The following is a 21,543-nucleotide window of genomic DNA, read 5'->3' on the forward strand; positions in this document are numbered from 1 at the left end:
CATCCGGCACGGAGCCAGGTGGACGTTAATATTAACCTGAAGATTAAACATGACTGAATCTTTTGCTCAACTATTTGAAGAATCCTTAAAAACAATCGAAACCCGTCCGGGTTCCATCGTTCGCGGTGTTGTTGTTGCTATCGACAAAGACGTAGTACTGGTTGACGCCGGTCTGAAATCTGAGTCCGCCATCCCGGCTGAGCAGTTCAAAAACGCCCAGGGCGAGCTGGAAATCCAGGTCGGTGACGAAGTTGACGTTGCACTGGACGCAGTAGAAGACGGCTTCGGCGAAACCCTGCTGTCTCGTGAGAAAGCTAAACGTCACGAAGCATGGATCACCCTGGAAAAAGCTTACGAAGAAGCTGAAACTGTGGTCGGTGTTATCAACGGCAAAGTTAAAGGTGGCTTCACTGTTGAGCTGAATGGTATTCGTGCGTTCCTGCCAGGTTCACTGGTAGACGTTCGTCCAGTCCGTGACACCCTGCACCTCGAAGGCAAAGAGCTTGAGTTCAAAGTAATCAAGCTGGACCAGAAGCGTAACAACGTTGTTGTATCCCGTCGTGCCGTTATCGAATCCGAAAACAGCGCAGAACGCGATCAGCTGCTGGAAAACCTGCAGGAAGGCATGGAAGTCAAAGGTATCGTTAAGAACCTCACTGACTACGGCGCATTCGTTGACCTGGGCGGCGTTGATGGCCTGCTGCACATCACCGACATGGCGTGGAAACGCGTTAAGCACCCAAGCGAAATCGTGAACGTGGGCGACGAAATCACTGTTAAAGTGCTGAAGTTCGACCGCGAGCGTACTCGTGTATCCCTCGGCCTGAAACAGCTGGGCGAAGATCCATGGGTAGCTATCGCTAAGCGTTACCCAGAAGGTACTAAACTGACTGGTCGCGTTACCAACCTGACCGACTACGGCTGCTTCGTTGAAATCGAAGAAGGCGTTGAAGGCCTGGTGCACGTTTCCGAAATGGACTGGACCAACAAAAACATCCACCCATCCAAAGTTGTTAACGTTGGTGATGTAGTGGAAGTGATGGTTCTGGATATCGACGAAGAACGTCGTCGTATCTCCCTGGGCCTGAAGCAGTGCAAAAACAACCCATGGCAGCAGTTCGCGGAAACCCATAACAAGGGCGACCGTGTTGAAGGTAAAATCAAGTCTATCACTGACTTCGGTATCTTCATCGGCCTGGACGGCGGCATCGATGGCCTGGTTCACCTGTCTGACATCTCCTGGAACGTTGCAGGCGAAGAAGCAGTACGTGAATTCAAGAAAGGCGACGAAATCGCTGCAGTTGTTCTGCAGGTTGACGCAGAACGTGAGCGTATCTCCCTGGGCGTTAAGCAGCTGGCAGAAGATCCGTTCAACAACTGGGTTGCACTGAACAAGAAAGGCGCAATCGTAAACGGTAAAGTAACTGCAGTTGACGCTAAAGGCGCAACCGTAGAACTGGCTGACGGCGTTGAAGGTTACCTGCGCGCTTCCGAAGCTTCCCGTGACCGCGTTGAAGATGCAACTCTGGTTCTGAGCGTTGGCGATGACGTTGAAGCTAAGTTCACCGGTGTTGACCGTAAGAACCGTGCAATCAGCCTGTCTGTTCGTGCTAAAGACGAAGCTGATGAGAAAGATGCAATCGCAACTGTTAACAAACAGGAAGATGCAAACTTCTCTAACAACGCAATGGCTGAAGCTTTCAAAGCAGCTAAAGGCGAGTAATTCAAGTAATCCGATTCCTTTGAGCTATAACGCAGTTACGGCTCTAAGGATAACGAGTCTACTTGACAGATTGCAGGATTCGTCCTGTAATCAATAACAAAGGGCGGCTACGGCCGCCCTTGTTTAATAAGCTGTTCAGCTAATAGGTTTGAAGGAACCGGAGGAATCATGACCAAGTCAGAATTGATCGAAAGACTTGCCAGCCAGCAATCACACATCCCTGCAAAAGCTGTCGAAGATGCAGTGAAAGAGATGCTTGAGCATATGGCCTCGACTCTGGCACAGGGCGAGCGCATTGAAATCCGCGGTTTCGGAAGTTTTTCACTGCACTATCGTGCACCACGCACCGGGCGTAACCCGAAGACTGGCGATAAAGTAGAGCTGGAAGGTAAATACGTTCCGCACTTCAAGCCGGGTAAAGAATTGCGCGATCGCGCCAATATTTATGGCGACTGATTCTGCCCTGCTGGCGTGAATGAGTTGTTGAAGAAAAGCACCTGCGGGTGCTTTTTTTTCGTCTTAAATTCCTCTTCCTGAAAGAACCGCGCAATTTTTAGTGCAACCTTGCAATCATCTTGAAAACTTTTCGTACGCGCTTCCTTATTCATCTTAAGCCATATGACCAGGACTGAATGACCGGGCACACTCCCTGCTAACAGGGAGGTGGAAATGAGTCTGACTGCACTATCAACATGCGTCATCCTGGCGATCGTGCCATTGCTATGGCTGCCTGCGTTGCCAGATTTACATGTTATTCAGGCTATCGCCTTCGCAGGGGCCATCGGTGCCTGGTGTCGCTATCGGCCTGTGCGGTTGACCGGCTTCTGGCTTCTCTTTATGGCCTGGGGGCTGCTTGCCGGGCAGGCGATAGTCTGGCCGATGACCCACCTGACCAAAGGCCGGCAGGAGGCCGAGGTCATTCTTACCGCCAGCGATGGTGACACTACGCACCGGGCGAAAATTATCCGCATCAATGGTCAACGCCTCTCACCTGCCGTCGGGGTGAAGCTCTATGGTCAGGCGCTTCCCCAGGCCGGGTGTGCAGGGCAGCGCTGGCGCATGACGCTCGCCTTGCGTCCAGTGCATGGACAGCTCAATGAAGGGGGTTTTGACGCGCAGCGCCATGCCCTGTCACAACATTTACCGTTGACCGGGCGTTTCACGCACGCCCAGCTGCTGGATGCCCGCTGCAGTCTGCGTGCCCGCTATCTCGCCTCTCTGAGTGCGACGCTGGAGCCATATCAATGGGGAGCCGTCATGCTGGGATTAGGGATGGGGGAGCGGCTGACGGTCAAGCCAGAAGTAAATGACCTGATGCGGGAAACCGGTACATCCCATCTGATGGCGATTTCTGGATTACATATTGCGCTGGCCGCATCAGCTCTCTGGCTTTTGGTGCGTGCTTTCCAGTTTTTTATCCCTGTACATCGAATAGGCTGGCGAAGCCCGCTAGTTGCCGGTTTTTGCTTTGCTACATTTTACGCGGGGCTGACCGGTATGCAGCCTCCTGCGCTGCGTACCGTGGTATCGCTGGCGGTTTGCCTCGCCTTACAACTCAGCGGGCGACGCTGGTCATCATGGCAGGTATGGCGGGTTTGCATAGCCGCGATCCTGTTTGTCGATCCGCTGGCTGTGCTCTCTCATAGCCTGCTGCTTTCCGCCTTTGCGGTAGCGGCGCTTATCTTCTGGTTTCAGTGGTTGCCCGTGACGAATAGGAGGTTACCCCGGGGAGTGCAGTCCATTGCGAACTTGCTGCATCTACAGTTGGGAATGCTGTTTTTACTACTGCCCCTGCAGGTTGCGTTGTTTCATGGTTTCAGCCTTTCTTCGCTGGCGGCGAACCTGGTTGCCGTACCGCTGGTCACTTTTGTCGCGGTACCGCTCATTTTGCTGGGAATGTTTTGCCATCTTGTGGCCCTGAGCATGGTTGAAAATGGGCTGTGGATGGTCACTGATGCCGTACTTGATCTGCTGTTCAGGTTTTTGAAAATTCTGCCCAATGGCTGGATTGGGGTAGACAATCGGTGGACTGGGCTGGCACTCCTTCCCTGGCTTGCGCTTATCGGCTGGCGGATGCGCGTCTGGAAGAGCTCGCCGGTACTCGGTCTGGTGGTCATCATTGTGTTCACGTTCCCGTTTTGGCGAGCCAGGCACGATAACAGCTGGGCACTGCATATGTTGGATGTTGGACAGGGACTGGCTATGGTCATTGAACGTCAGGGCAGGGCGGTGCTTTATGACACAGGCCCAGCGTGGCCGGGGGGAGACAGCGCTCAACTGCACATTATTCCCTGGCTACGCTGGCATCATTTATATCCTGACGGCGTTATTCTCAGTCACGATCATCTGGATCACGCCGGAGGCCTGAACACCTTGCGCAAAACCTGGCCAGATATGTGGGTTCGTAGTCCGCTGCGTCAGGAAGACCATATGCCCTGTTTTCGCGGTGAACGCTGGCAATGGCAGGGGCTGACCTTTACCGCACACTGGCCTGTCGATGCCGTTCGCTGGCGCGGAAATAATCGCTCCTGCGTGGTGAAAGTGGATGACGGGGTACACAGCGTATTATTAACAGGCGATATTGAAGCTGAGGCGGAAAAGGCGATGCTGAGTCACCACTGGCAATATCTTCCGTCTACACTTATCCAGGTGCCTCACCACGGGAGCAATACCTCCTCAACGCTGCCTTTGATACAGCGCGTTAATGGGCATATCGCACTGGTCTCTGCTTCACGATTTAACGCCTGGCGCTTGCCGTCGGTGAAAGTGGCAAATCGCTATCGTAAGGAGGGTTATCAGTGGGTCACTACGCCCCAGAGCGGGCAAATCACGGTGACGTTTACACCGCATGCGTGGCAAATCCAACGTTTACGATATCAATATTTCCATCGTTGGTATCATCAGTGGTTTGGCGTGCCCGGCGATAACGGGTAGAATATGCGGCTATTTCAACAAATGCTGGTTTTATGAATGCATAACGATAAAGATCTCTCCACGTGGCAGACCTTCCGCCGTCTCTGGCCGATGATTGCACCTTTCAAGCCTGGTCTGATCGTGGCAGCCGTCGCGTTAATTCTCAACGCTGCCAGCGATACTTTCATGCTATCGCTTCTCAAGCCACTGTTGGACGAGGGTTTTGGTAAAACGGATCGCTCTGTGCTGCTGTGGATGCCTTTGGTGGTTATCGGCCTGATGGTCATGCGTGGTATCACCAGCTATGTCTCTAGCTACTGCATCTCCTGGGTGTCAGGAAAAGTGGTAATGACGATGCGCCGCCGTCTGTTCAGCCACATGATGGGCATGCCGGTCTCCTTCTTCGACAAGCAGTCCACCGGGACGCTGTTGTCGCGCATTACCTACGACTCCGAACAAGTTGCCTCTTCCTCTTCGGGCGCGCTGATTACCGTGGTGCGTGAAGGCGCGTCGATTATCGGCCTGTTCATCATGATGTTTTACTACAGCTGGCAGCTGTCGCTGATACTCATCGTACTCGCCCCGGTTGTCTCTATCGCCATTCGCGTCGTCTCCAAACGTTTCCGCAATATCAGTAAAAATATGCAGAACACCATGGGACAAGTGACCACCAGCGCAGAGCAGATGCTGAAAGGCCACAAAGAGGTGCTGATCTTCGGCGGTCAGGAAGTTGAAACCAAACGCTTCGATAAGGTCAGCAACAAAATGCGTACCCAGGGGATGAAAATGGTTTCCGCTTCATCCATCTCCGATCCAATCATTCAGCTGATTGCCTCCCTTGCCCTGGCGTTTGTGCTGTATGCCGCGAGCTTCCCAAGCGTGATGGAAACCCTGACGGCCGGTACGATTACCGTTGTCTTCTCGTCAATGATTGCCCTGATGCGCCCGCTCAAATCGCTGACTAACGTCAACGCGCAGTTCCAGCGCGGTATGGCAGCCTGCCAGACGCTGTTCAGTATCCTCGATTCAGAGCAGGAGAAAGACGAAGGGACGCGCGTGATTGAGCGTGCAAAAGGCAATGTCCAGTTCCGCAACGTCACCTTTACTTACCCCGGCCGTGAAGCGCCTGCGCTGCGTAATATCAATCTGGATATCCCGGAAGGTAAAACCGTGGCACTGGTTGGCCGGTCTGGTTCGGGTAAATCGACCATCGCTAGTCTGATGACCCGTTTTTACGATATCGATGAGGGTGAGATTTTACTCGATGGGCACGATTTGCGGGAATATACCCTGCAGTCGCTGCGTAACCAGGTTGCGCTGGTTTCTCAGAACGTCCACCTGTTCAATGATACCGTTGCCAATAACATCGCCTATGCCCGTACAGAAGAGTACAGCCGCGAGCAGATCGAAAACGCTGCCCGTATGGCCTATGCGATGGACTTTATCAATAAGATGGATAACGGTCTTGATACCGTTATTGGTGAAAACGGCGTGCTGCTCTCCGGCGGTCAGCGTCAACGTATCGCGATTGCCCGCGCGCTGCTGCGTGATAGCCCGATACTGATTCTCGACGAAGCCACCTCTGCGCTCGATACCGAGTCAGAGCGTGCCATTCAGTCGGCACTGGATGAGCTGCAGAAAAACCGTACCTCGCTGGTGATTGCGCACCGTCTCTCTACCATCGAACAGGCCGATGAGATTGTGGTGGTGGAAGATGGCGTCATTGTTGAGCGCGGCAGCCATGCCGATCTGCTTGAACAACGCGGTGTCTATGCTCAGCTTCATAAGATGCAGTTTGGCGCATGATTGCCCGCATCTGGTCCGGTGAGTCACCCCTGTGGCTGTTGCTGTTACCGCTCTCCTGGCTGTATGGCCTGGTGAGCGGTCTCATACGCCTCAGCTACAGGCTGGGCCTGAAAAAAGCATGGCGTGCTCCCGTGCCCGTGGTGGTCGTTGGAAATCTTACCGCCGGTGGCAACGGCAAAACGCCGGTTGTTATCTGGCTGGTAGAGCAGTTAACGCGTCAGGGGATTCGCGTGGGCGTTGTCTCACGGGGTTATGGCGGCAAAGCGGCTAGCTATCCTCTGGTGCTTAATGCGCAGACAACGACAGCAGAAGCTGGCGATGAACCGGTATTAATCTTCCAGCGTACCGGAGTGCCGGTGGCGGTGTCCCCGGTACGTAGCGAAGCCGTACAGGCGCTGCTGGAACATGCTCCGGTACAGCTGGTCATTACCGATGACGGTCTGCAGCACTACGCGCTGGCGCGTGATAAAGAGATAGTGGTCGTGGACGGTGTCCGTCGTTTTGGGAATGGCTGGTGGTTGCCTGCCGGGCCGATGCGCGAGCGGGCTTCCCGTTTAGATTCCGTCGATGCGATCATCGTCAATGGCGGCGCGGCCCAGGCGGGTGAGATCCCGATGCGGCTGCAGCCGGGGCTGGCAGTTAATCTGCTCAGCGGTGAACGTCGTAACGTGGCTGAACTCCCGGGCCTGGTTGCGATGGCGGGCATTGGCCATCCGCCGCGCTTCTTCGCCACCCTGGAGCAGTGCGGCGCCACGCTGGTAAAAAAAATCCCGCTGGCTGACCATCAGGCAGTGAGCCAGCAGCAGGTTGCGGCGATGACCACTTCGGGCCAGACATTAATCATGACCGAAAAAGACGCTGTAAAATGTCGCCCCTTTGCGCGTGATAACTGGTGGTATTTGCCTGTCGATGCAGAGTTAGAGGGCGAGCGCCCTGAAAAACTGCTTCTGGAACTGATCGCCCTCGCGCGCCAGGCTAATGAGGTCGCCACCGCGCATTAACTGACAGGACACGCTATGGCTCTCCCCTGGCTTACGCTTTCAGCTGCACGTCATCTTCATCTTTCTGCCCAGGGGCTGCTAAAAAAGCCTCGCCGCCGCGCAACGCCTACGGACATCCTTTTTGCCATTCAACGCATGTCGTTGCTGCAAATCGATACCATCAATATTGTCGCCCGCAGCCCTTACCTTGTGCTCTTCAGTCGTCTTGGTGCGTATTCGCCTGAGTGGCTTGATAACGCCCTCAGTAACGGCGAACTGATGGAGTACTGGGCCCATGAGGCCTGCTTTCTGCCGCGCAGTGATTTTGCCCTGGTGCGCCATCGCATGCGCGCCCCGGACAAGATGGGCTGGAAATACCGCAAAGAGTGGATGGAACAACACGCCGAGGAAATTAAAGCGCTGACAGAGCATATCCAGCAAAACGGCCCGGTCCGTTCCGCTGACTTTGAACATCCGCGTAAAGGTGCTAGCGGCTGGTGGGAGTGGAAGCCCCATAAACGCCATCTCGAAGGACTCTTTACCGCCGGGGAAGTGATGGTGATCGCGCGGCGGAATTTCCAGCGGGTCTACGATTTGACCCACCGGGTGATGCCGCACTGGGACGATGAGCGGGATATGCTCTCTCAGAGCGCGGCTGAAGCTATCATGCTGGAAAACAGCGCCCGCAGTCTGGGCATTTTTCGCCCGCAATGGCTGGCCGATTATTATCGGCTGCGCCAGCCAGCCCTTGCGCCCCTTATGCAGGAGTGGCAGGCGCAACAGCGGATCATTCCCGTGGAGGTAGAGTCGTTAGGCGCAATGTGGTTGCACAGCGATCTGCTACCTGAACTGGAACTCGCGCTGGCAGGAAAACTGACAGCAACCCACAGTGCGGTTTTATCCCCCTTTGACCCGGTGGTATGGGACCGCAAACGCGCCGAACAGTTTTTTGATTTTAGCTATCGGCTGGAGTGTTATACCCCGGCTCCCAAACGCCAGTATGGCTATTTTGTCCTGCCCTTGCTGCATAAAGGGCAACTGGTGGGGCGAATGGATGCCAAAATGCACCGTAAAGCTGGCGAGCTTGAGATTATTTCTCTCTATCTGGAAGAGGGGACGCGAGTCACCGCCGGGCTGGAGAAGGGGTTGCGCGCCGCAATAACTGAATTTGCTGCCTGGCAGGGCGCAACGCGCGTTCGGCTGGGTCAACTGCCGCACGGTCTGTTTGCTACCTGTCGAAGTGGCTGGGAAATAGACGCGGTCTGAAAAAGGAATATGGTAAGCTTTAGCCATAACCTATACGGAGGAATCATGGATCACCGTTTACTTGAAATCATTGCCTGCCCGGTGTGCAACGGCAAACTTTATTACAGCCAGGATAAGCAGGAACTTATCTGTAAAGTGGATAGCCTGGCGTTCCCTCTGCGTGACGGGATCCCTGTCCTGCTGGAAACCGAAGCCCGCGCGCTGGCGGCAGAAGAGAGCAAACCATGAGTTTTGTGGTCATCATTCCTGCGCGTTTTGCCTCCACCCGTCTGCCGGGTAAACCGCTGGTCGATATCAATGGCAAACCCATGATTGTGCATGTCCTTGAGCGTGCGCGGGAATCGGGTGCCGAGCGTGTGATCGTGGCAACCGACCATGAAGAGGTGGCTCGTGCGGTGGAAGCCGCCGGGGGCGAAGTGTGCATGACCCGTGCCGATCACCAGTCCGGTACCGAACGTCTGGCCGAGGTGGTTGAGAAGTGCGGTTTTAGCGACGACACGGTCATTGTTAACGTCCAGGGCGATGAGCCCATGATCCCGGCGGTGATTATCCGTCAGGTCGCGGAAAATCTGGCGCAGCGTCAGGTTGGAATGGCCACGCTGGCGGTGCCCATTCACAGTGCGGAAGAGGCATTTAACCCTAACGCCGTAAAAGTGGTGATGGATGCCGAAGGCTACGCGCTCTACTTCTCCCGCGCGACCATTCCATGGGATCGCGACCGTTTTGCCGCTTCGCGCGAAACCGTGGGCGATACTTTTCTCCGTCATCTGGGGATCTACGGCTACCGCGCCGGATTTATCCGCCGCTATGTGACCTGGGCTCCGAGTCCGCTGGAGCAGATCGAACTGCTTGAGCAGCTGCGCGTGCTCTGGTACGGCGAGAAGATCCATGTCGCCGTGGCCGAACAGGTGCCTGGGACAGGGGTCGATACCCAGGAAGATCTTGAGCGCGTTCGCGCAGAGTTACGCTAATCCCGCCCATCCCCTCCTTCGAGGGGATTTTTTCGCTTCATTTGATGAAATCTTTTCCCGGATTGATCTCAGAAGGGTGACATCCGTCGTCCGCGCGCTCATTATAAAAGCAGTAGTCTTGATGGGGGTAATCTCAAATGGAACAGCTGCGAGTGGAGCTCAGCCATCTGCTGGGAGAAAAATTGAGCCGCGTGGAGTGTGTCCACGAAAAGGCCGATACCACGCTCTGGTCTCTGTATGACAGCCAGGGTAATCCACTGCCGCTACTGGCCAGAAGTTTCTCCTCCCCGGACGTTGCCCGGCAGCTGGCGTGGAAGATCTCCATGCTGGCGCGCAGCGGTACGGTGCGCATGCCCACGGTTTACGGTGTCATGACCCACGAGGATCATCCCGGCCCGGATGTATTGCTGATTGAACGTCTGCGCGGGGTCTCTGTTGAAGCCCCGGCGCGCACCCCGGATCGCTGGGAACAACTAAAAGATCAGATCGTCGAGGCGCTACTCTCCTGGCATCGACACGACAGTGCTGGGCTGGTCGGCCCGGTCGACAGCACTCAGGAAAACCTCTGGCCGCTCTGGTATCGCCAGCGCGTTGAAGTCCTTTGGGGAACACTGAATCAGTATCAGAACACCGGATTAACGATGCAGGACAGACGGATCCTGTTTCGTACCCGGCAGTGTCTGCCCGCACTTTTCGAAGGTTTCAACGACAACAGCGTTCTGATTCACGGCAACTTTACGCTGCGTAGTATGCTTAAAGATCCGCGTAGCGATCAGCTGCTGGCGATGGTGGGGCCGGGGGTTATGCTTTGGGCACCGCGCGAGTACGAGCTGTTTCGTCTGAGCGACAGCGGCCTGGCAGAAGGATTGCTCTGGCACTACCTACAGCGCGCGCCCGTGTCCGAATCCTTCCTCTGGCGTCGCTGGCTTTATATGTTGTGGGATGAAGTGGCACAGCTGGTGAATACCGGCCGTTTCAGCCGTGCCAACTTCGATCTGGCCTCTAAATCACTGCTCCCCTGGCTCGTCTGAAGCACCCTTCAGCCATTGCCAGATTCTGCCCAGCGTCTCATACCCTACGCGATCGCTGTGCATTAACCAGACTGGAGAGGGGATGACCTTCTCCCAGGGGTTGAGCGGGGCGTTGATCGCTAACTGGTTTGCCGGCGCAGGTAGCGGATGCAGCCCCACATGCCTGAAGAAAATCATCGCACGTGGCAGATGAGAGGCGGAGGTCACCAGCAAGAAGGGCGCATCGCCAATCGCCTTCTTGACCGCTGCCGCCTCTTCTTCGGTATCTTTCGGGCTATCGAGCGTGATGATCTCGCTTCGCGGTACTCCCAGTGATTCTGCTACGCGTGCACCCGCTTCGGCCGTGCTTACCGGGTTCGTCTTCGCTGCCGCGCCGGTGAAAATCAACTTCGAGCCGGGGTTCGCCCGCCACAGGCGAATACCTTCGTTAAGCCGCGGCAGGCTATTGTTAATCAGGTTAGAGCTGGGTGCCCACTGGGGATCCCAGGTATAGCCGCCCCCCAATACCACAATGTAGGCCACTTTCTGTGTATTCTGCCAGGTAGGATAGCGCTCCTCTATGGGTCGCAAGAGCCCATCGGCAACCGGCTGCAGGCTTAGCAGCAATAAGGCCAGCCAACCGACGGTGGTCAAAATTTTTCCCGCTTTCTGAAACCGGCTGAACCACAGCAACGCCAGACCCAGCGCGATAATCAGCAGCAGCAGCGGCAGCGGCAACATCATGCCGCCAAGGTATTTCTTCAGTGTAAAAAGCATCCTTTTTGGTTCCTTTTTTAACCATATAGCAGGCTAATACCGGTGATATTACACCAGAGAGGTTCATTCTCCGCGCGGGTGTGACAAAATAGCGGTTTTGCAGTTAGCGAGTGGAACTCTCCCAATGCGGGATCGCAATTTTGATGACATCGCGGAAAAGTTTTCGCGCAATATTTACGGCACCACGAAAGGGCAGTTACGTCAGACGATCCTCTGGCAGGATCTGGACAACATTCTTGCCGAAGCGGGTGACCGTACGTTGCGTGTACTCGATGCCGGTGGCGGGGAGGGGCAGACTGCCATTTTGATGGCGCAGCGTGGTCACCACGTCACACTTTGCGATCTCTCTTCTGAAATGGTTGCGCGTGCACAACGGGCCGCAGAAGAGAAAGGTGTGAGCGAGAACATGCATTTTATACATTGCGCCGCTCAGGACATCCCGCAGCATTTGGAAACGCAGGTTGATCTGATATTGTTCCATGCTGTGCTGGAATGGGTGGCCGAGCCGCAGGCGGTGTTAAAAACGCTGTGGTCGATGTTGTCGCCTGGCGGTACGTTATCGCTGATGTTTTACAACGCCAATGGCCTGCTGATGCGTAACGTACTGGTGGGCAATTTCGGCTATGTGCAGCAGGGTATGTACAAAAAGAAACGGCGCACGCTTTCGCCGGATTTCCCCCGTGAACCGCAGCAGGTCTATGGCTGGCTGGAGGAGATTGGCTGGGAGATCACCGGTAAAACAGGCGTGAGGGTGTTTCATGATTATCTGCGTGATAAACAAAAACAGCATGACTGTTTAGACGCCTTAACAGAAATTGAAACGCGGTATTGTCGCCAGGAGCCTTACTTAAGCCTTGGCCGCTATATTCACGTCACCGCGCGCAAGCCGCAGATGCAAGGATAATCTATGAGTGAATTTTCCCAGACAGTCCCCGAACTGGTTGCCTGGGCCAGGAAAAACGATTTCTCCATCTCGCTGCCGGTAGACCGACTCTCTTTCCTGCTGGCGGTTGCCACGCTGAATGGCGAACGGCTGGATGGTGAAATGAGTGAGGGTGAACTGGTGGATGCGTTCCGCCATGTCAGTGATGCGTTTGAGCAAACCAGCGAAACCATTAGCGTGCGTGCCAACAACGCAATTAACGATATGGTGCGTCAACGTCTGCTGAACCGCTTTACCAGCGAGCTGGCGGAAGGCAATGCCATCTATCGTCTGACCCCGCTCGGTATTGGTATCACCGATTACTATATTCGCCAGCGTGAATTCTCGACCCTGCGTCTCTCTATGCAGCTGTCGATTGTGGCCGGCGAGCTGAAGCGCGCGGCCGATGCGGCGGATGAAGGTGGCGATGAGTTCCACTGGCATCGTAATGTTTACGCCCCGCTGAAATACTCGGTGGCCGAGATTTTTGACAGTATCGACCTTACCCAGCGCCTGATGGACGAACAGCAGCAGCTGTTGAAAGACGATATCGCTCAGCTGCTGAACAAAGACTGGCGTGCGGCCATCTCCAGCTGTGAACTTTTACTGTCAGAAACCTCCGGTACGCTGCGGGAACTGCAGGATACGCTCGAAGCGGCAGGGGACAAACTGCAGGCAAATCTGCTGCGCATCCAGGATGCGACCCTGTCCCACGACGATCTGCACTTTGTTGATCGTCTGGTCTTCGATCTACAAAGCAAGCTTGACCGTATTATCAGCTGGGGTCAGCAGGCTATCGATCTGTGGATCGGCTACGATCGCCACGTGCATAAGTTCATCCGTACCGCAATCGATATGGATAAAAACCGCGTATTCGCTCAGCGCCTGCGCCAGTCCGTACAGAACTATTTTGATGCCCCCTGGGCATTGACCTACGCCAGCGCTGACCGTCTGCTGGATATGCGCGATGAAGAGATGGCTCTGCGCGACGAAGAGGTGACCGGGGAGCTGCCGCCCGATCTGGAATATGAAGAGTTCAACGAAATTCGTGAGCAGCTGGCAGCAATGATTGAAGAGCAGCTGGCGGTTTATAAAGCCAAACAAACGCCACTGGACCTCGGTCTGGTGGTGCGCGACTATCTTGCCCAATACCCGCGCGCGCGCCATTTCGATATTGCGCGCATCGTGGTCGACCAGGCCGTACGTCTGGGCGTCGCGCAAGCAGATTTCACCGGACTGCCGCCGAAGTGGCAGCCGATTAACGATTACGGAGCCAAGGTACAGGCGCATGTCATTGACAAATATTGAACAAGTGATGCCAGTTAAGCTGGCCCAGGCGCTGGCAAATCCGTTATTTCCTGCGCTGGACAGCCAGCTGCGTGCCGGCCGTCACATTGGCCTGGACGAGCTGGATAATCACGCCTTTTTGATGGATTTTCAGGAATACCTCGAAGAGTTTTACGCGCGTTATAACGTGGAGCTCATCCGTGCGCCAGAAGGATTCTTTTACCTGCGCCCACGCTCCACCACCCTCATCCCGCGTTCGGTCCTCTCCGAACTGGATATGATGGTCGGTAAGATCCTCTGTTATCTCTACCTCAGCCCGGAACGTCTGGCGAATGAAGGTATCTTCACCCAGCAGGAGCTGTATGACGAACTGCTAAATCTGGCCGAAGAGAACAAACTGCTGAAGCTGGTGAACAACCGCTCGACGGGTTCGGATCTCGATCGTCAGAAATTACAGGAAAAAGTGCGCTCTTCTCTGAACCGCCTGCGCCGTCTTGGGATGGTCTGGTTTATGGGCCATGACAGCAGCAAGTTCCGCATCACTGAATCAGTGTTCCGCTTTGGTGCCGATGTGCGCACCGGCGACGATCCGCGTGAAGCACAGCTGCGCATGATTCGTGACGGTGAAGCGATGCCGGTGGAGAACCATCTGCAACTCAATGATGAGAATGAAGAGAACCAGCCGGATAGCGGGGAGGAAGAGTAATGATTGAACGCGGTAAGTTTCGCTCACTAACGCTGATTAACTGGAACGGCTTCTTTGCGCGTACCTTCGATCTGGATGAGCTGGTCACGACGCTCTCCGGTGGTAACGGGGCGGGTAAATCCACCACTATGGCGGCGTTTGTTACGGCATTAATCCCGGATTTAACCCTGCTGCATTTCCGTAATACCACCGAAGCGGGTGCCACCAGCGGCTCTCGTGACAAGGGCCTGCACGGTAAGCTGAAGGCGGGCGTCTGTTATTCGGTGCTTGACGTGATTAACTCCCGTCACCAGCGCGTGGTGGTGGGTGTTCGTCTGCAACAGGTTGCCGGTCGCGATCGTAAAGTCGATATCAAACCCTTTGCCATTCAGGGCCTCCCGACCTCTATTCAGCCTACCGCATTGCTCACCGAGACCCTGAACGATCGTCAGGCCCGCGTCCTGAGTCTGCAGGAGCTGAAAGATAAGCTCGATGAGATCGAAGGCGTGCAGTTTAAACAGTTCAACTCCATTACCGACTATCACTCGTTAATGTTTGATCTGGGCATTGTGGCCCGTCGCCTGCGCTCAGCTTCCGATCGTAGCAAATACTACCGTCTGATTGAGGCCTCGCTTTACGGGGGGATCTCCAGCGCCATTACCCGCTCGCTGCGCGACTACCTGTTGCCAGAAAATAGCGGCGTGCGTAAAGCCTTCCAGGACATGGAAGCTGCCCTGCGCGAAAACCGCATGACGCTGGAAGCGATTCGCGTTACCCAGTCTGACCGCGATCTGTTTAAGCATCTGATCAGCGAAGCCACCAACTATGTGGCGGCAGACTACATGCGCCACGCCAACGAGCGTCGCATCCATCTGGATAAGGCCCTTGAGTACCGTCGCGAGCTCTTTACCTCGCGTAAACAGCTGGTGGCAGAACAGTACAAACACGTTGAGATGGCCCGCGAGCTGGGCGAGCACAACGGTGCCGAAGGGGATCTGGAAGCCGATTACCAGGCGGCCAGCGATCACCTGAACCTGGTGCAGACGGCCCTGCGTCAGCAAGAAAAAATTGAGCGTTACGAAGCGGATCTCGATGAGCTGCAAATTCGTCTGGAAGAGCAGAACGAAGTGGTGGCCGAAGCCGCCGATAAGCAGGAAGAGAACGAAGCTCGTGCCGAAGCGGCCGAACTGGAAGTGGATGAGCTGAAAAGCCAGCTCGCCGATTACCAGCAGGCGCTGGATGTTCAGCAGACCCGTGCCATTCAGTACACCCAGGCGCTTCAGGCGCTTGAACGGGCTAAAGCCCTCTGTCATTTGCCGGATCTGACGCCGGACAGCGCCGATGAATGGCTGGAAACCTTCCAGGCCAAAGAGCAGGAAGCCACCGAGAAATTGCTCAATCTCGAGCAGAAAATGAGCGTAGCCCAAACGGCGCACAGCCAGTTTGAACAGGCTTATCAGCTGGTGGTGGCTATTAATGGCCCGCTGGCGCGTAATGAAGCCTGGGATGTGGCGCGTGAATTACTGCGTGACGGCGTCAACCAGCGCCACCAGGCAGAGCAGGTGCAGCCCCTGCGCATGCGTTTGACTGAGCTGGAACAGCGCCTGCGCGAGCAACAGGATGCTGAGCGTCTGCTGGCGGAGTTCTGTAAACGCCATGGCAAGCGCGTCGATATCGACGAGCTGGAATCGCTGCACCAGGAGCTGGAGACCCGCATTGCCTCTCTCTCCGACACGGTATCCAGCGCCAGTGAACAGCGTATGACGCTGCGTCAGGAACAGGAACAGCTGCAATCGCGTATGCAGCGCTTGCAGCAAAGAGCACCGGTCTGGCTGGCTGCCCAGAGTAGCCTGAATCAGCTGAGCGAGCAGTGTGGCGAAGAATTTACCTCCAGTCAGGAGGTAACAGAATATCTGCAGCAGTTGCTTGAGCGTGAGCGTGAAGCGATTGTTGAGCGTGACGAAGTCGGCGCGCGTAAACGTGACGTCGATGAAGAGATTGAGCGCTTAAGCCAGCCGGGCGGTGCAGAAGATGCTCGTCTGAATACGCTGGCAGAGCGGTTTGGCGGCGTGTTGCTGTCAGAAATTTATGATGATGTCGGTCTGGATGATGCGCCTTACTTCTCCGCGCTGTATGGCCCGTCGCGAAATGCCATTGTCGTGCCGGATCTGTCGCTGATTTCAGAGCAGCTGGCGGGCCTGGAAGATTGTCCGGAAGATCTCTACCTGATCGAAGGGGATCCGCAGTCGTTCGATGACAGTGTTTTCAGCGTCGACGAGCTGGAAAAGGCGGTTGTGGTCAAGATCGCCGATCGCCAGTGGCGTTACTCGCGCTTCCCGGAGCTGCCGCTGTTTGGCCGTGCCGCGCGTGAAAACCGCATTGAAAGCCTGCACGCCGAGCGTGAAAAGCTCTCTGAACGTTATGCGACCTTGTCCTTTGACGTCCAGAAAACCCAGCGTCTGCACCAGGCCTTTAGTCGCTTTATCGGCAGCCATCTGGGCGTGGCCTTTGAAGACGATCCGGAAGCTGAAATCCGTAAGCTCACCACCCGCCGTGCTGAGCTGGAACGTGCGATCGCCAACCACGAGAATGATAACCAGCAGAGCCGCGTGCAGTTTGACCAGGCGAAAGAGGGCGTGGCTGCGTTGAACCGTATTCTGCCGCGGCTGAATCTGCTGGCGGATGACACGCTCGCCGATCGCGTCGATGAGATTCAGGAGCGTCTGGCTGACGCGCAGGAAGCCGCGCGCTTTGTGCAGCAGTACGGTAATCAGCTGGCGAAGCTGGAGCCAATGGTCTCTGTTCTGCAGAGTGACCCGGAGCAGTTCGAACAGCTAAAAGAGGATTATGCGTACTCCCAGCAGGTACAGCGCGAAGCACGTCAGCAGGCATTTGCCCTGACGGAAGTCGCCCAGCGCCGGGCGCACTTTAGTTACTCTGACTCCGCCGACATGTTGAGCGGAAACAGCGATCTGAACGAAAAACTGCGCCATCGCCTGGAGCAGGCTGAAGGTGAACGCACCCGCGCCCGTGAAGCGATGCGCGGTCACGCGGCACAACTGAACCAGTACAATCAGGTGCTGGCGTCCCTGAAAAGTTCTTATGACACCAAGAAAGAGCTGTTAACCGACCTGCATAAAGAGCTGCAGGATATCGGCGTGCGTGCAGACAGTGGGGCAGAAGAGCGCGCGCGTCAGCGTCGCGATGAACTCCATGGCCAGCTCAGTAACAACCGTGCTCGTCGCAATCAGCTTGAAAAAGCGCTCACCTTCTGTGAAGCGGAGATGGACAACCTGACCCGTCGTCTGCGCAAGCTGGAACGTGACTACCACGAAATGCGCGAGCAGGTAGTCACCGCCAAGGCGGGCTGGTGCGCAGTAATGCGTATGGTAAAAGACAATGGCGTGGAACGTCGTCTGCACCGTCGCGAACTGGCCTATCTCTCCGGGGATGAGCTGCGTTCAATGTCGGATAAGGCGCTGGGTGCGCTGCGTCTGGCGGTGGCAGATAACGAACATCTGCGCGATGTGCTGCGCATGTCGGAAGATCCAAAACGCCCTGAGCGTAAGATTCAGTTCTTCGTGGCGGTTTATCAACACCTGCGTGAACGTATTCGCCAGGATATTATTCGTACGGACGATCCGGTTGAAGCCATCGAGCAGATGGAGATTGAACTGGGGCGTTTGACCGAAGAGTTGACCTCACGTGAGCAGAAGCTGGCTATTAGCTCCCGCAGCGCGGCGAACATCATTCGCAAAACCATCCAGCGCGAACAGAACCGTATCCGCCAGCTCAACCAGGGGCTGCAGAGCGTCTCGTTCGGTCAGGTGAATAGCGTGCGTCTGAACGTAAACGTGCGTGAGACGCATGCCACGCTGCTGGATGTTCTCTCGGAGCAACACGAACAGCATCAGGATCTGTTTAACAGTAATCGTCTCACCTTCTCTGAAGCGCTGGCGAAGCTCTATCAGCGCCTGAATCCACAGATCGACATGGGGCAGCGTACGCCGCAAACCATCGGCGAAGAGCTGCTGGACTACCGTAACTACCTCGAAATGGAAGTGGAAGTTAACCGTGGCTCCGACGGCTGGCTGCGCGCAGAATCGGGGGCGCTCTCTACCGGGGAAGCGATCGGTACCGGTATGTCGATTCTGGTAATGGTCGTTCAGAGCTGGGAAGATGAAGCGCGGCGTCTGCGTGGCAAGGATATCTCGCCATGCCGTCTGCTGTTCCTGGATGAAGCGGCGCGTCTGGATGCCCGCTCTATCGCCACGCTGTTCGAACTGTGTGATCGTCTGGAGATGCAGTTGATCATCGCAGCGCCAGAGAATATCAGTCCTGAGAAGGGCACCACCTACAAACTGGTGCGTAAAGTGTTCCAGAACAGCGAACACGTACATGTTGTCGGCCTGCGCGGATTTGCGCCGCAGCCGCCGGAATCCTTCCCGGGCACGGCAGACGCCTCCTGAACACTCCGAAAATAACAAAAGGCGGCGAATAAGCCGCCTTTTTTATTCCTTGATGATGTACCCGCGGCTACGATATCTTTAAAATTCTTTACATAAGGCAAGGCTTACCGCGGTATGCCTTCCTATACTGTAAAAAAGCCCGCTGAAGAGGGCGTTGTACACTGCTAACAGGGGGCAAGGGATGTTGCTAAACGAGAAATATGGGGGCCGGCTGTCTGCGCTAAGCATCTGCCTGGCATTACTGGCCGCACCGCTGGTCAACGCATGGGCCGATGAGCCGGAACTGGTGCCGACAGATAGCTCTGCCACCACCGGATCGCAGCCGACGGCGTTATTACAGCCGCTGGAGCAATCACCGGCAACAGCAATAATGGCGGGTATTCAACCGCTGCCCGCCGATACCAACACGGCACAATTGCGACAAGAACTGCTGGCAAACCTGCCCGCGGGTTATACCCCTGCCTACGTTAATCAACTGACGCTGTTATATGCCGCCCGTGACATGAAGCCCATGTGGGAGGATCGCGATGCGGTTCGCGCTTTCCAGCAGCAGCTCGCTGAGGTAGCCATTGCCGGCTTTCAGCCACAGTTCACCACCTGGGTTGAACTGCTGACCAATCCTGACGTCACTGGCATGGCCCGCGACGTGGTGCTTTCCGACGCCATGATGGGCTACCTGCAGTTTGTTGCCGGTATTCCGGTTAACGGGAATCGGTGGCTTTACAGCAACAAGCCCTACAAACTGGCCACGCCGCCGCTGTCGGTGATTAACCAGTGGCAGCTGGCGCTGGACAAAGGCTCGGTGCCGCGTTTTATCACCAGCCTTGCACCCGCACATCCGCAGTATTCGGTCATGCACCAGTCGTTGCTGACGCTGGTGGCCGCTACCCAGACATGGCCACAGCTGCAAAGCACAGCGACGCTTCGTCCGGGACAGTGGAGTAGCGATGTGCCTGCACTGCGCGAAATATTGCAGCGGTCGGGCGTCATTGACGGTGGCCCGAAAATTGCCCTGCCGGGTGACGATCCGCAAAACGTGGTGGTGAGCCCGTCCGCACCGGCCGTCAGTAAAAAAGCCCAGGCTGCGCCGAACAAGCCTGCGGCCTATGATCGCAACCTGGTGGCCGCGGTCAAAGCTTTCCAGTCCTCCCAGGGGCTGGGTGCTGATGGGGTGATTGGCCCCTCAACGCGGGACGCCCTGAATCTGACGCCGGCTCAGCGTGCTGGTGTACTGGCGCTTAATATTCAACGACTGCGCCTGCTGCCGGGAACACTCACGACCGGCATTATGGTGAATATTCCGGCTTACTCGCTGGTCTATTATCAGAACGGCAACGAAGTGCTGGCATCGCGAGTTATTGTCGGCCGGCCGGATCGGAAAACGCCGATGATGAGCAGCGCGTTAAACAACGTCGTAGTCAACCCGCCGTGGAATGTCCCGCCGACCCTGGCGCGCAAAGATATTCTGCCTAAGGTGTGGAACGATCCGGGGTATCTCGAGCGTCATAACTATACCGTGCTGCGTGGCTGGAACAGTAAAGAGCCGATAGATCCCTGGCGGGTTGACTGGGGCACCATCACCCCGTCGAATCTGCCTTTCCGCTTCCAGCAGGCTCCAGGAGCCCATAACTCTCTGGGCCGCTATAAGTTCAATATGCCCAGCTCGGACGCCATTTACCTGCATGATACGCCAAACCATAATCTGTTTCAGAAAGAGGCTCGTGCGCTCAGTTCAGGCTGTGTGAGGGTGAATAAAGCCTCTGAGCTTGCGAATATGTTATTGCAGGATGCGGGCTGGAATGACACCCGCATATCAGATGCCCTGAAGCAAGGTGATACGCGTTATGTGAATATCCGTCATAATATTCCGGTTAATCTCTACTATCTGACGGCTTTCGTTGGTGAGAATGGCCAGACCCAGTATCGTACAGATATTTACAATTACGATGCAATCTCGCGATCCGGCGCACAAATCTTGCCGAAAGCGGAACTTTTAATCAGGTAAATGAAGCAGTTCGGAAAATTCTGTTGTCGTAACTTTGGGTGAAAACGGGGCAATCTGGCTGTGAGCCCCGTCTTTCCTGGGTTTGGGCGCCTTGACGTTAGCTTTATAGCCCGGTAAGGTGCCCTTCGTGCGCTGAAGTGCATATAAACGATAACATTGACCTGTAGACCTGATTATCATGGACAAATTTGACGCTAATCGCCGCAAGTTGTTGGCATTAGGGGGCGTTGCGCTGGGCGCAGCACTCTTACCGACGCCATCATTTGCCACCCTCTCAACGCCACGTCCGCGTATTTTGACCCTCAACAACCTGCATACAGGTGAGTCAATTAAGGCCGAGTTTTTTGATGGCAGAGGCTATATTCAGGATGAATTAGCAAAACTGAACCATTTTTTCCGTGATTTCCGCGCGAATAAAATTAAAGCCATCGACCCCTTGCTGTTCGATCAGCTTTTCCGTCTACAAGGATTGTTAGGCACGCGTAAGCCCGTGCAACTTATCTCCGGCTATCGCTCCCTTGATACTAATAACGAGCTCCGTGCGCACAGTCGTGGCGTGGCTAAAAAAAGTTATCACACCAAAGGGCAGGCGATGGACTTTCATATTGAAGGTGTTTCGTTAGCCAATATTCGCAAAGCGGCGTTATCTCTGCGCGCAGGTGGTGTAGGATATTACCCACGTAGCAACTTTGTGCATATTGATACCGGTCCAGTCCGGCACTGGTAATA

General features: G+C 55.5%; 16 protein-coding genes. 15 read left to right on the forward strand and 1 reads right to left on the reverse strand.

The features are described from left to right. Positions 1-49 precede the first annotated feature (49 nt). The 9 genes from rpsA to B3511_RS06505 all read left to right on the forward strand — a co-directional run bounded on the left by rpsA (position 50) and on the right by B3511_RS06505 (position 10,690). Positions 50-1,723 carry a 30S ribosomal protein S1 gene (gene rpsA, locus B3511_RS06465; protein WP_006174462.1) on the forward strand — a complete coding sequence of 558 codons (1,674 nt, stop codon included), beginning with the start codon at positions 50-52 and terminating at the stop codon, positions 1,721-1,723. Between the two features lie 168 nt (positions 1,724-1,891). Next, the gene (gene ihfB, locus B3511_RS06470) at positions 1,892-2,179 is read left to right on the forward strand and encodes an integration host factor subunit beta (RefSeq protein WP_040076328.1); all 288 of its coding nucleotides are present in this window, start codon (positions 1,892-1,894) and stop codon (positions 2,177-2,179) included. Positions 2,180-2,392: 213 nt separating this feature from the next. After that, positions 2,393-4,657, forward strand: a complete 2,265-nt coding sequence (locus tag B3511_RS06475) for a ComEC family protein (RefSeq protein WP_286777789.1) — start codon at positions 2,393-2,395, stop codon at positions 4,655-4,657. Between the two features lie 36 nt (positions 4,658-4,693). Beyond that, the gene (gene msbA / locus B3511_RS06480) at positions 4,694-6,442 is read left to right on the forward strand and encodes a lipid A ABC transporter ATP-binding protein/permease MsbA (RefSeq protein ID WP_040076326.1); all 1,749 of its coding nucleotides are present in this window, start codon (positions 4,694-4,696) and stop codon (positions 6,440-6,442) included. Beyond that, the gene (lpxK, locus tag B3511_RS06485) at positions 6,439-7,443 is read left to right on the forward strand and encodes a tetraacyldisaccharide 4'-kinase (protein WP_286777790.1); all 1,005 of its coding nucleotides are present in this window, start codon (positions 6,439-6,441) and stop codon (positions 7,441-7,443) included. Before msbA ends, lpxK begins: the two co-directional genes overlap by 4 nt. Before the next feature lie 15 nt (positions 7,444-7,458). Beyond that, the gene (locus B3511_RS06490; protein WP_286777791.1) at positions 7,459-8,688 is read left to right on the forward strand and encodes a winged helix-turn-helix domain-containing protein; all 1,230 of its coding nucleotides are present in this window, start codon (positions 7,459-7,461) and stop codon (positions 8,686-8,688) included. Between the two features lie 45 nt (positions 8,689-8,733). After that, positions 8,734-8,916 carry a protein YcaR gene (ycaR, locus tag B3511_RS06495; protein WP_040076323.1) on the forward strand — a complete coding sequence of 61 codons (183 nt, stop codon included), beginning with the start codon at positions 8,734-8,736 and terminating at the stop codon, positions 8,914-8,916. Further along, positions 8,913-9,659 carry a 3-deoxy-manno-octulosonate cytidylyltransferase gene (gene kdsB, locus B3511_RS06500; RefSeq protein ID WP_040076322.1) on the forward strand — a complete coding sequence of 249 codons (747 nt, stop codon included), beginning with the start codon at positions 8,913-8,915 and terminating at the stop codon, positions 9,657-9,659. The genes ycaR and kdsB overlap by 4 nt, the downstream gene beginning before the upstream one ends. A 137-nt stretch (positions 9,660-9,796) precedes the next feature. Next, positions 9,797-10,690: a YcbJ family phosphotransferase gene (locus B3511_RS06505; protein ID WP_286777792.1), complete on the forward strand. Its 894-nt coding sequence runs from the start codon at positions 9,797-9,799 to the stop codon at positions 10,688-10,690. On the opposite strand, the gene elyC is transcribed toward B3511_RS06505, so the two are convergent. Then, complete coding sequence (gene elyC, locus B3511_RS06510; protein WP_286777793.1) at positions 10,667-11,446, reverse strand: envelope biogenesis factor ElyC; 780 nt, start codon at positions 11,444-11,446, stop codon at positions 10,667-10,669. The genes B3511_RS06505 and elyC overlap by 24 nt on opposite strands. 124 nt (positions 11,447-11,570) lie before the next feature. On the opposite strand from elyC, the gene cmoM reads away from it, so the two are divergent. The 6 genes from cmoM (at position 11,571) to B3511_RS06540 (ending at position 21,541) form a co-directional block, all read left to right on the forward strand. Beyond that, on the forward strand, positions 11,571-12,350 hold the full coding sequence (cmoM, locus tag B3511_RS06515; protein ID WP_040076319.1) for a tRNA uridine 5-oxyacetic acid(34) methyltransferase CmoM: 780 nt from the start codon (positions 11,571-11,573) through the stop codon (positions 12,348-12,350). A gap of 3 nt (positions 12,351-12,353) precedes the next feature. Beyond that, a complete protein-coding gene (gene mukF, locus B3511_RS06520) occupies positions 12,354-13,676 on the forward strand; it encodes a chromosome partition protein MukF (RefSeq protein WP_286777794.1) in 1,323 nt (440 codons plus the stop codon). Continuing rightward, positions 13,657-14,361, forward strand: coding sequence for a chromosome partition protein MukE (mukE, locus tag B3511_RS06525; protein ID WP_046887179.1), 705 nt, complete (start codon positions 13,657-13,659; stop codon positions 14,359-14,361). The genes mukF and mukE overlap by 20 nt, the downstream gene beginning before the upstream one ends. Next, positions 14,361-18,809: a chromosome partition protein MukB gene (gene mukB, locus B3511_RS06530; RefSeq protein ID WP_233803911.1), complete on the forward strand. Its 4,449-nt coding sequence runs from the start codon at positions 14,361-14,363 to the stop codon at positions 18,807-18,809. The genes mukE and mukB overlap by 1 nt, the downstream gene beginning before the upstream one ends. 181 nt (positions 18,810-18,990) lie before the next feature. After that, a complete protein-coding gene (ldtD, locus tag B3511_RS06535; protein WP_263616811.1) occupies positions 18,991-20,814 on the forward strand; it encodes a L,D-transpeptidase in 1,824 nt (607 codons plus the stop codon). A gap of 178 nt (positions 20,815-20,992) precedes the next feature. Beyond that, complete coding sequence (locus B3511_RS06540) at positions 20,993-21,541, forward strand: YcbK family protein (protein ID WP_040076314.1); 549 nt, start codon at positions 20,993-20,995, stop codon at positions 21,539-21,541. Positions 21,542-21,543 lie beyond the last annotated feature (2 nt).

The sequence above is a fragment of the Leclercia sp. UBA1284 genome, assembly GCF_002308415.1.
GTDB classification, from domain to species: domain Bacteria; phylum Pseudomonadota; class Gammaproteobacteria; order Enterobacterales; family Enterobacteriaceae; genus Enterobacter; species Enterobacter pneumoniae.

Coding starts and splice junctions, on each gene's coding strand:
- rpsA (WP_006174462.1), top strand. CDS start 50: ATGACTGAATCTTTTGCTCAACTATTTGAAGAATCCTTAAAAACAATC.
- B3511_RS06540 (WP_040076314.1), top strand. CDS start 20,993: ATGGACAAATTTGACGCTAATCGCCGCAAGTTGTTGGCATTAGGGGGC.
- mukB (WP_233803911.1), top strand. CDS start 14,361: ATGATTGAACGCGGTAAGTTTCGCTCACTAACGCTGATTAACTGGAAC.
- msbA (WP_040076326.1), top strand. CDS start 4,694: ATGCATAACGATAAAGATCTCTCCACGTGGCAGACCTTCCGCCGTCTC.
- lpxK (WP_286777790.1), top strand. CDS start 6,439: ATGATTGCCCGCATCTGGTCCGGTGAGTCACCCCTGTGGCTGTTGCTG.
- B3511_RS06490 (WP_286777791.1), top strand. CDS start 7,459: ATGGCTCTCCCCTGGCTTACGCTTTCAGCTGCACGTCATCTTCATCTT.
- cmoM (WP_040076319.1), top strand. CDS start 11,571: ATGCGGGATCGCAATTTTGATGACATCGCGGAAAAGTTTTCGCGCAAT.
- kdsB (WP_040076322.1), top strand. CDS start 8,913: ATGAGTTTTGTGGTCATCATTCCTGCGCGTTTTGCCTCCACCCGTCTG.
- elyC (WP_286777793.1), bottom strand. CDS start 11,446: ATGCTTTTTACACTGAAGAAATACCTTGGCGGCATGATGTTGCCGCTG.
- mukE (WP_046887179.1), top strand. CDS start 13,657: ATGTCATTGACAAATATTGAACAAGTGATGCCAGTTAAGCTGGCCCAG.
- ihfB (WP_040076328.1), top strand. CDS start 1,892: ATGACCAAGTCAGAATTGATCGAAAGACTTGCCAGCCAGCAATCACAC.
- ycaR (WP_040076323.1), top strand. CDS start 8,734: ATGGATCACCGTTTACTTGAAATCATTGCCTGCCCGGTGTGCAACGGC.
- mukF (WP_286777794.1), top strand. CDS start 12,354: ATGAGTGAATTTTCCCAGACAGTCCCCGAACTGGTTGCCTGGGCCAGG.
- ldtD (WP_263616811.1), top strand. CDS start 18,991: ATGTTGCTAAACGAGAAATATGGGGGCCGGCTGTCTGCGCTAAGCATC.
- B3511_RS06475 (WP_286777789.1), top strand. CDS start 2,393: ATGAGTCTGACTGCACTATCAACATGCGTCATCCTGGCGATCGTGCCA.
- B3511_RS06505 (WP_286777792.1), top strand. CDS start 9,797: ATGGAACAGCTGCGAGTGGAGCTCAGCCATCTGCTGGGAGAAAAATTG.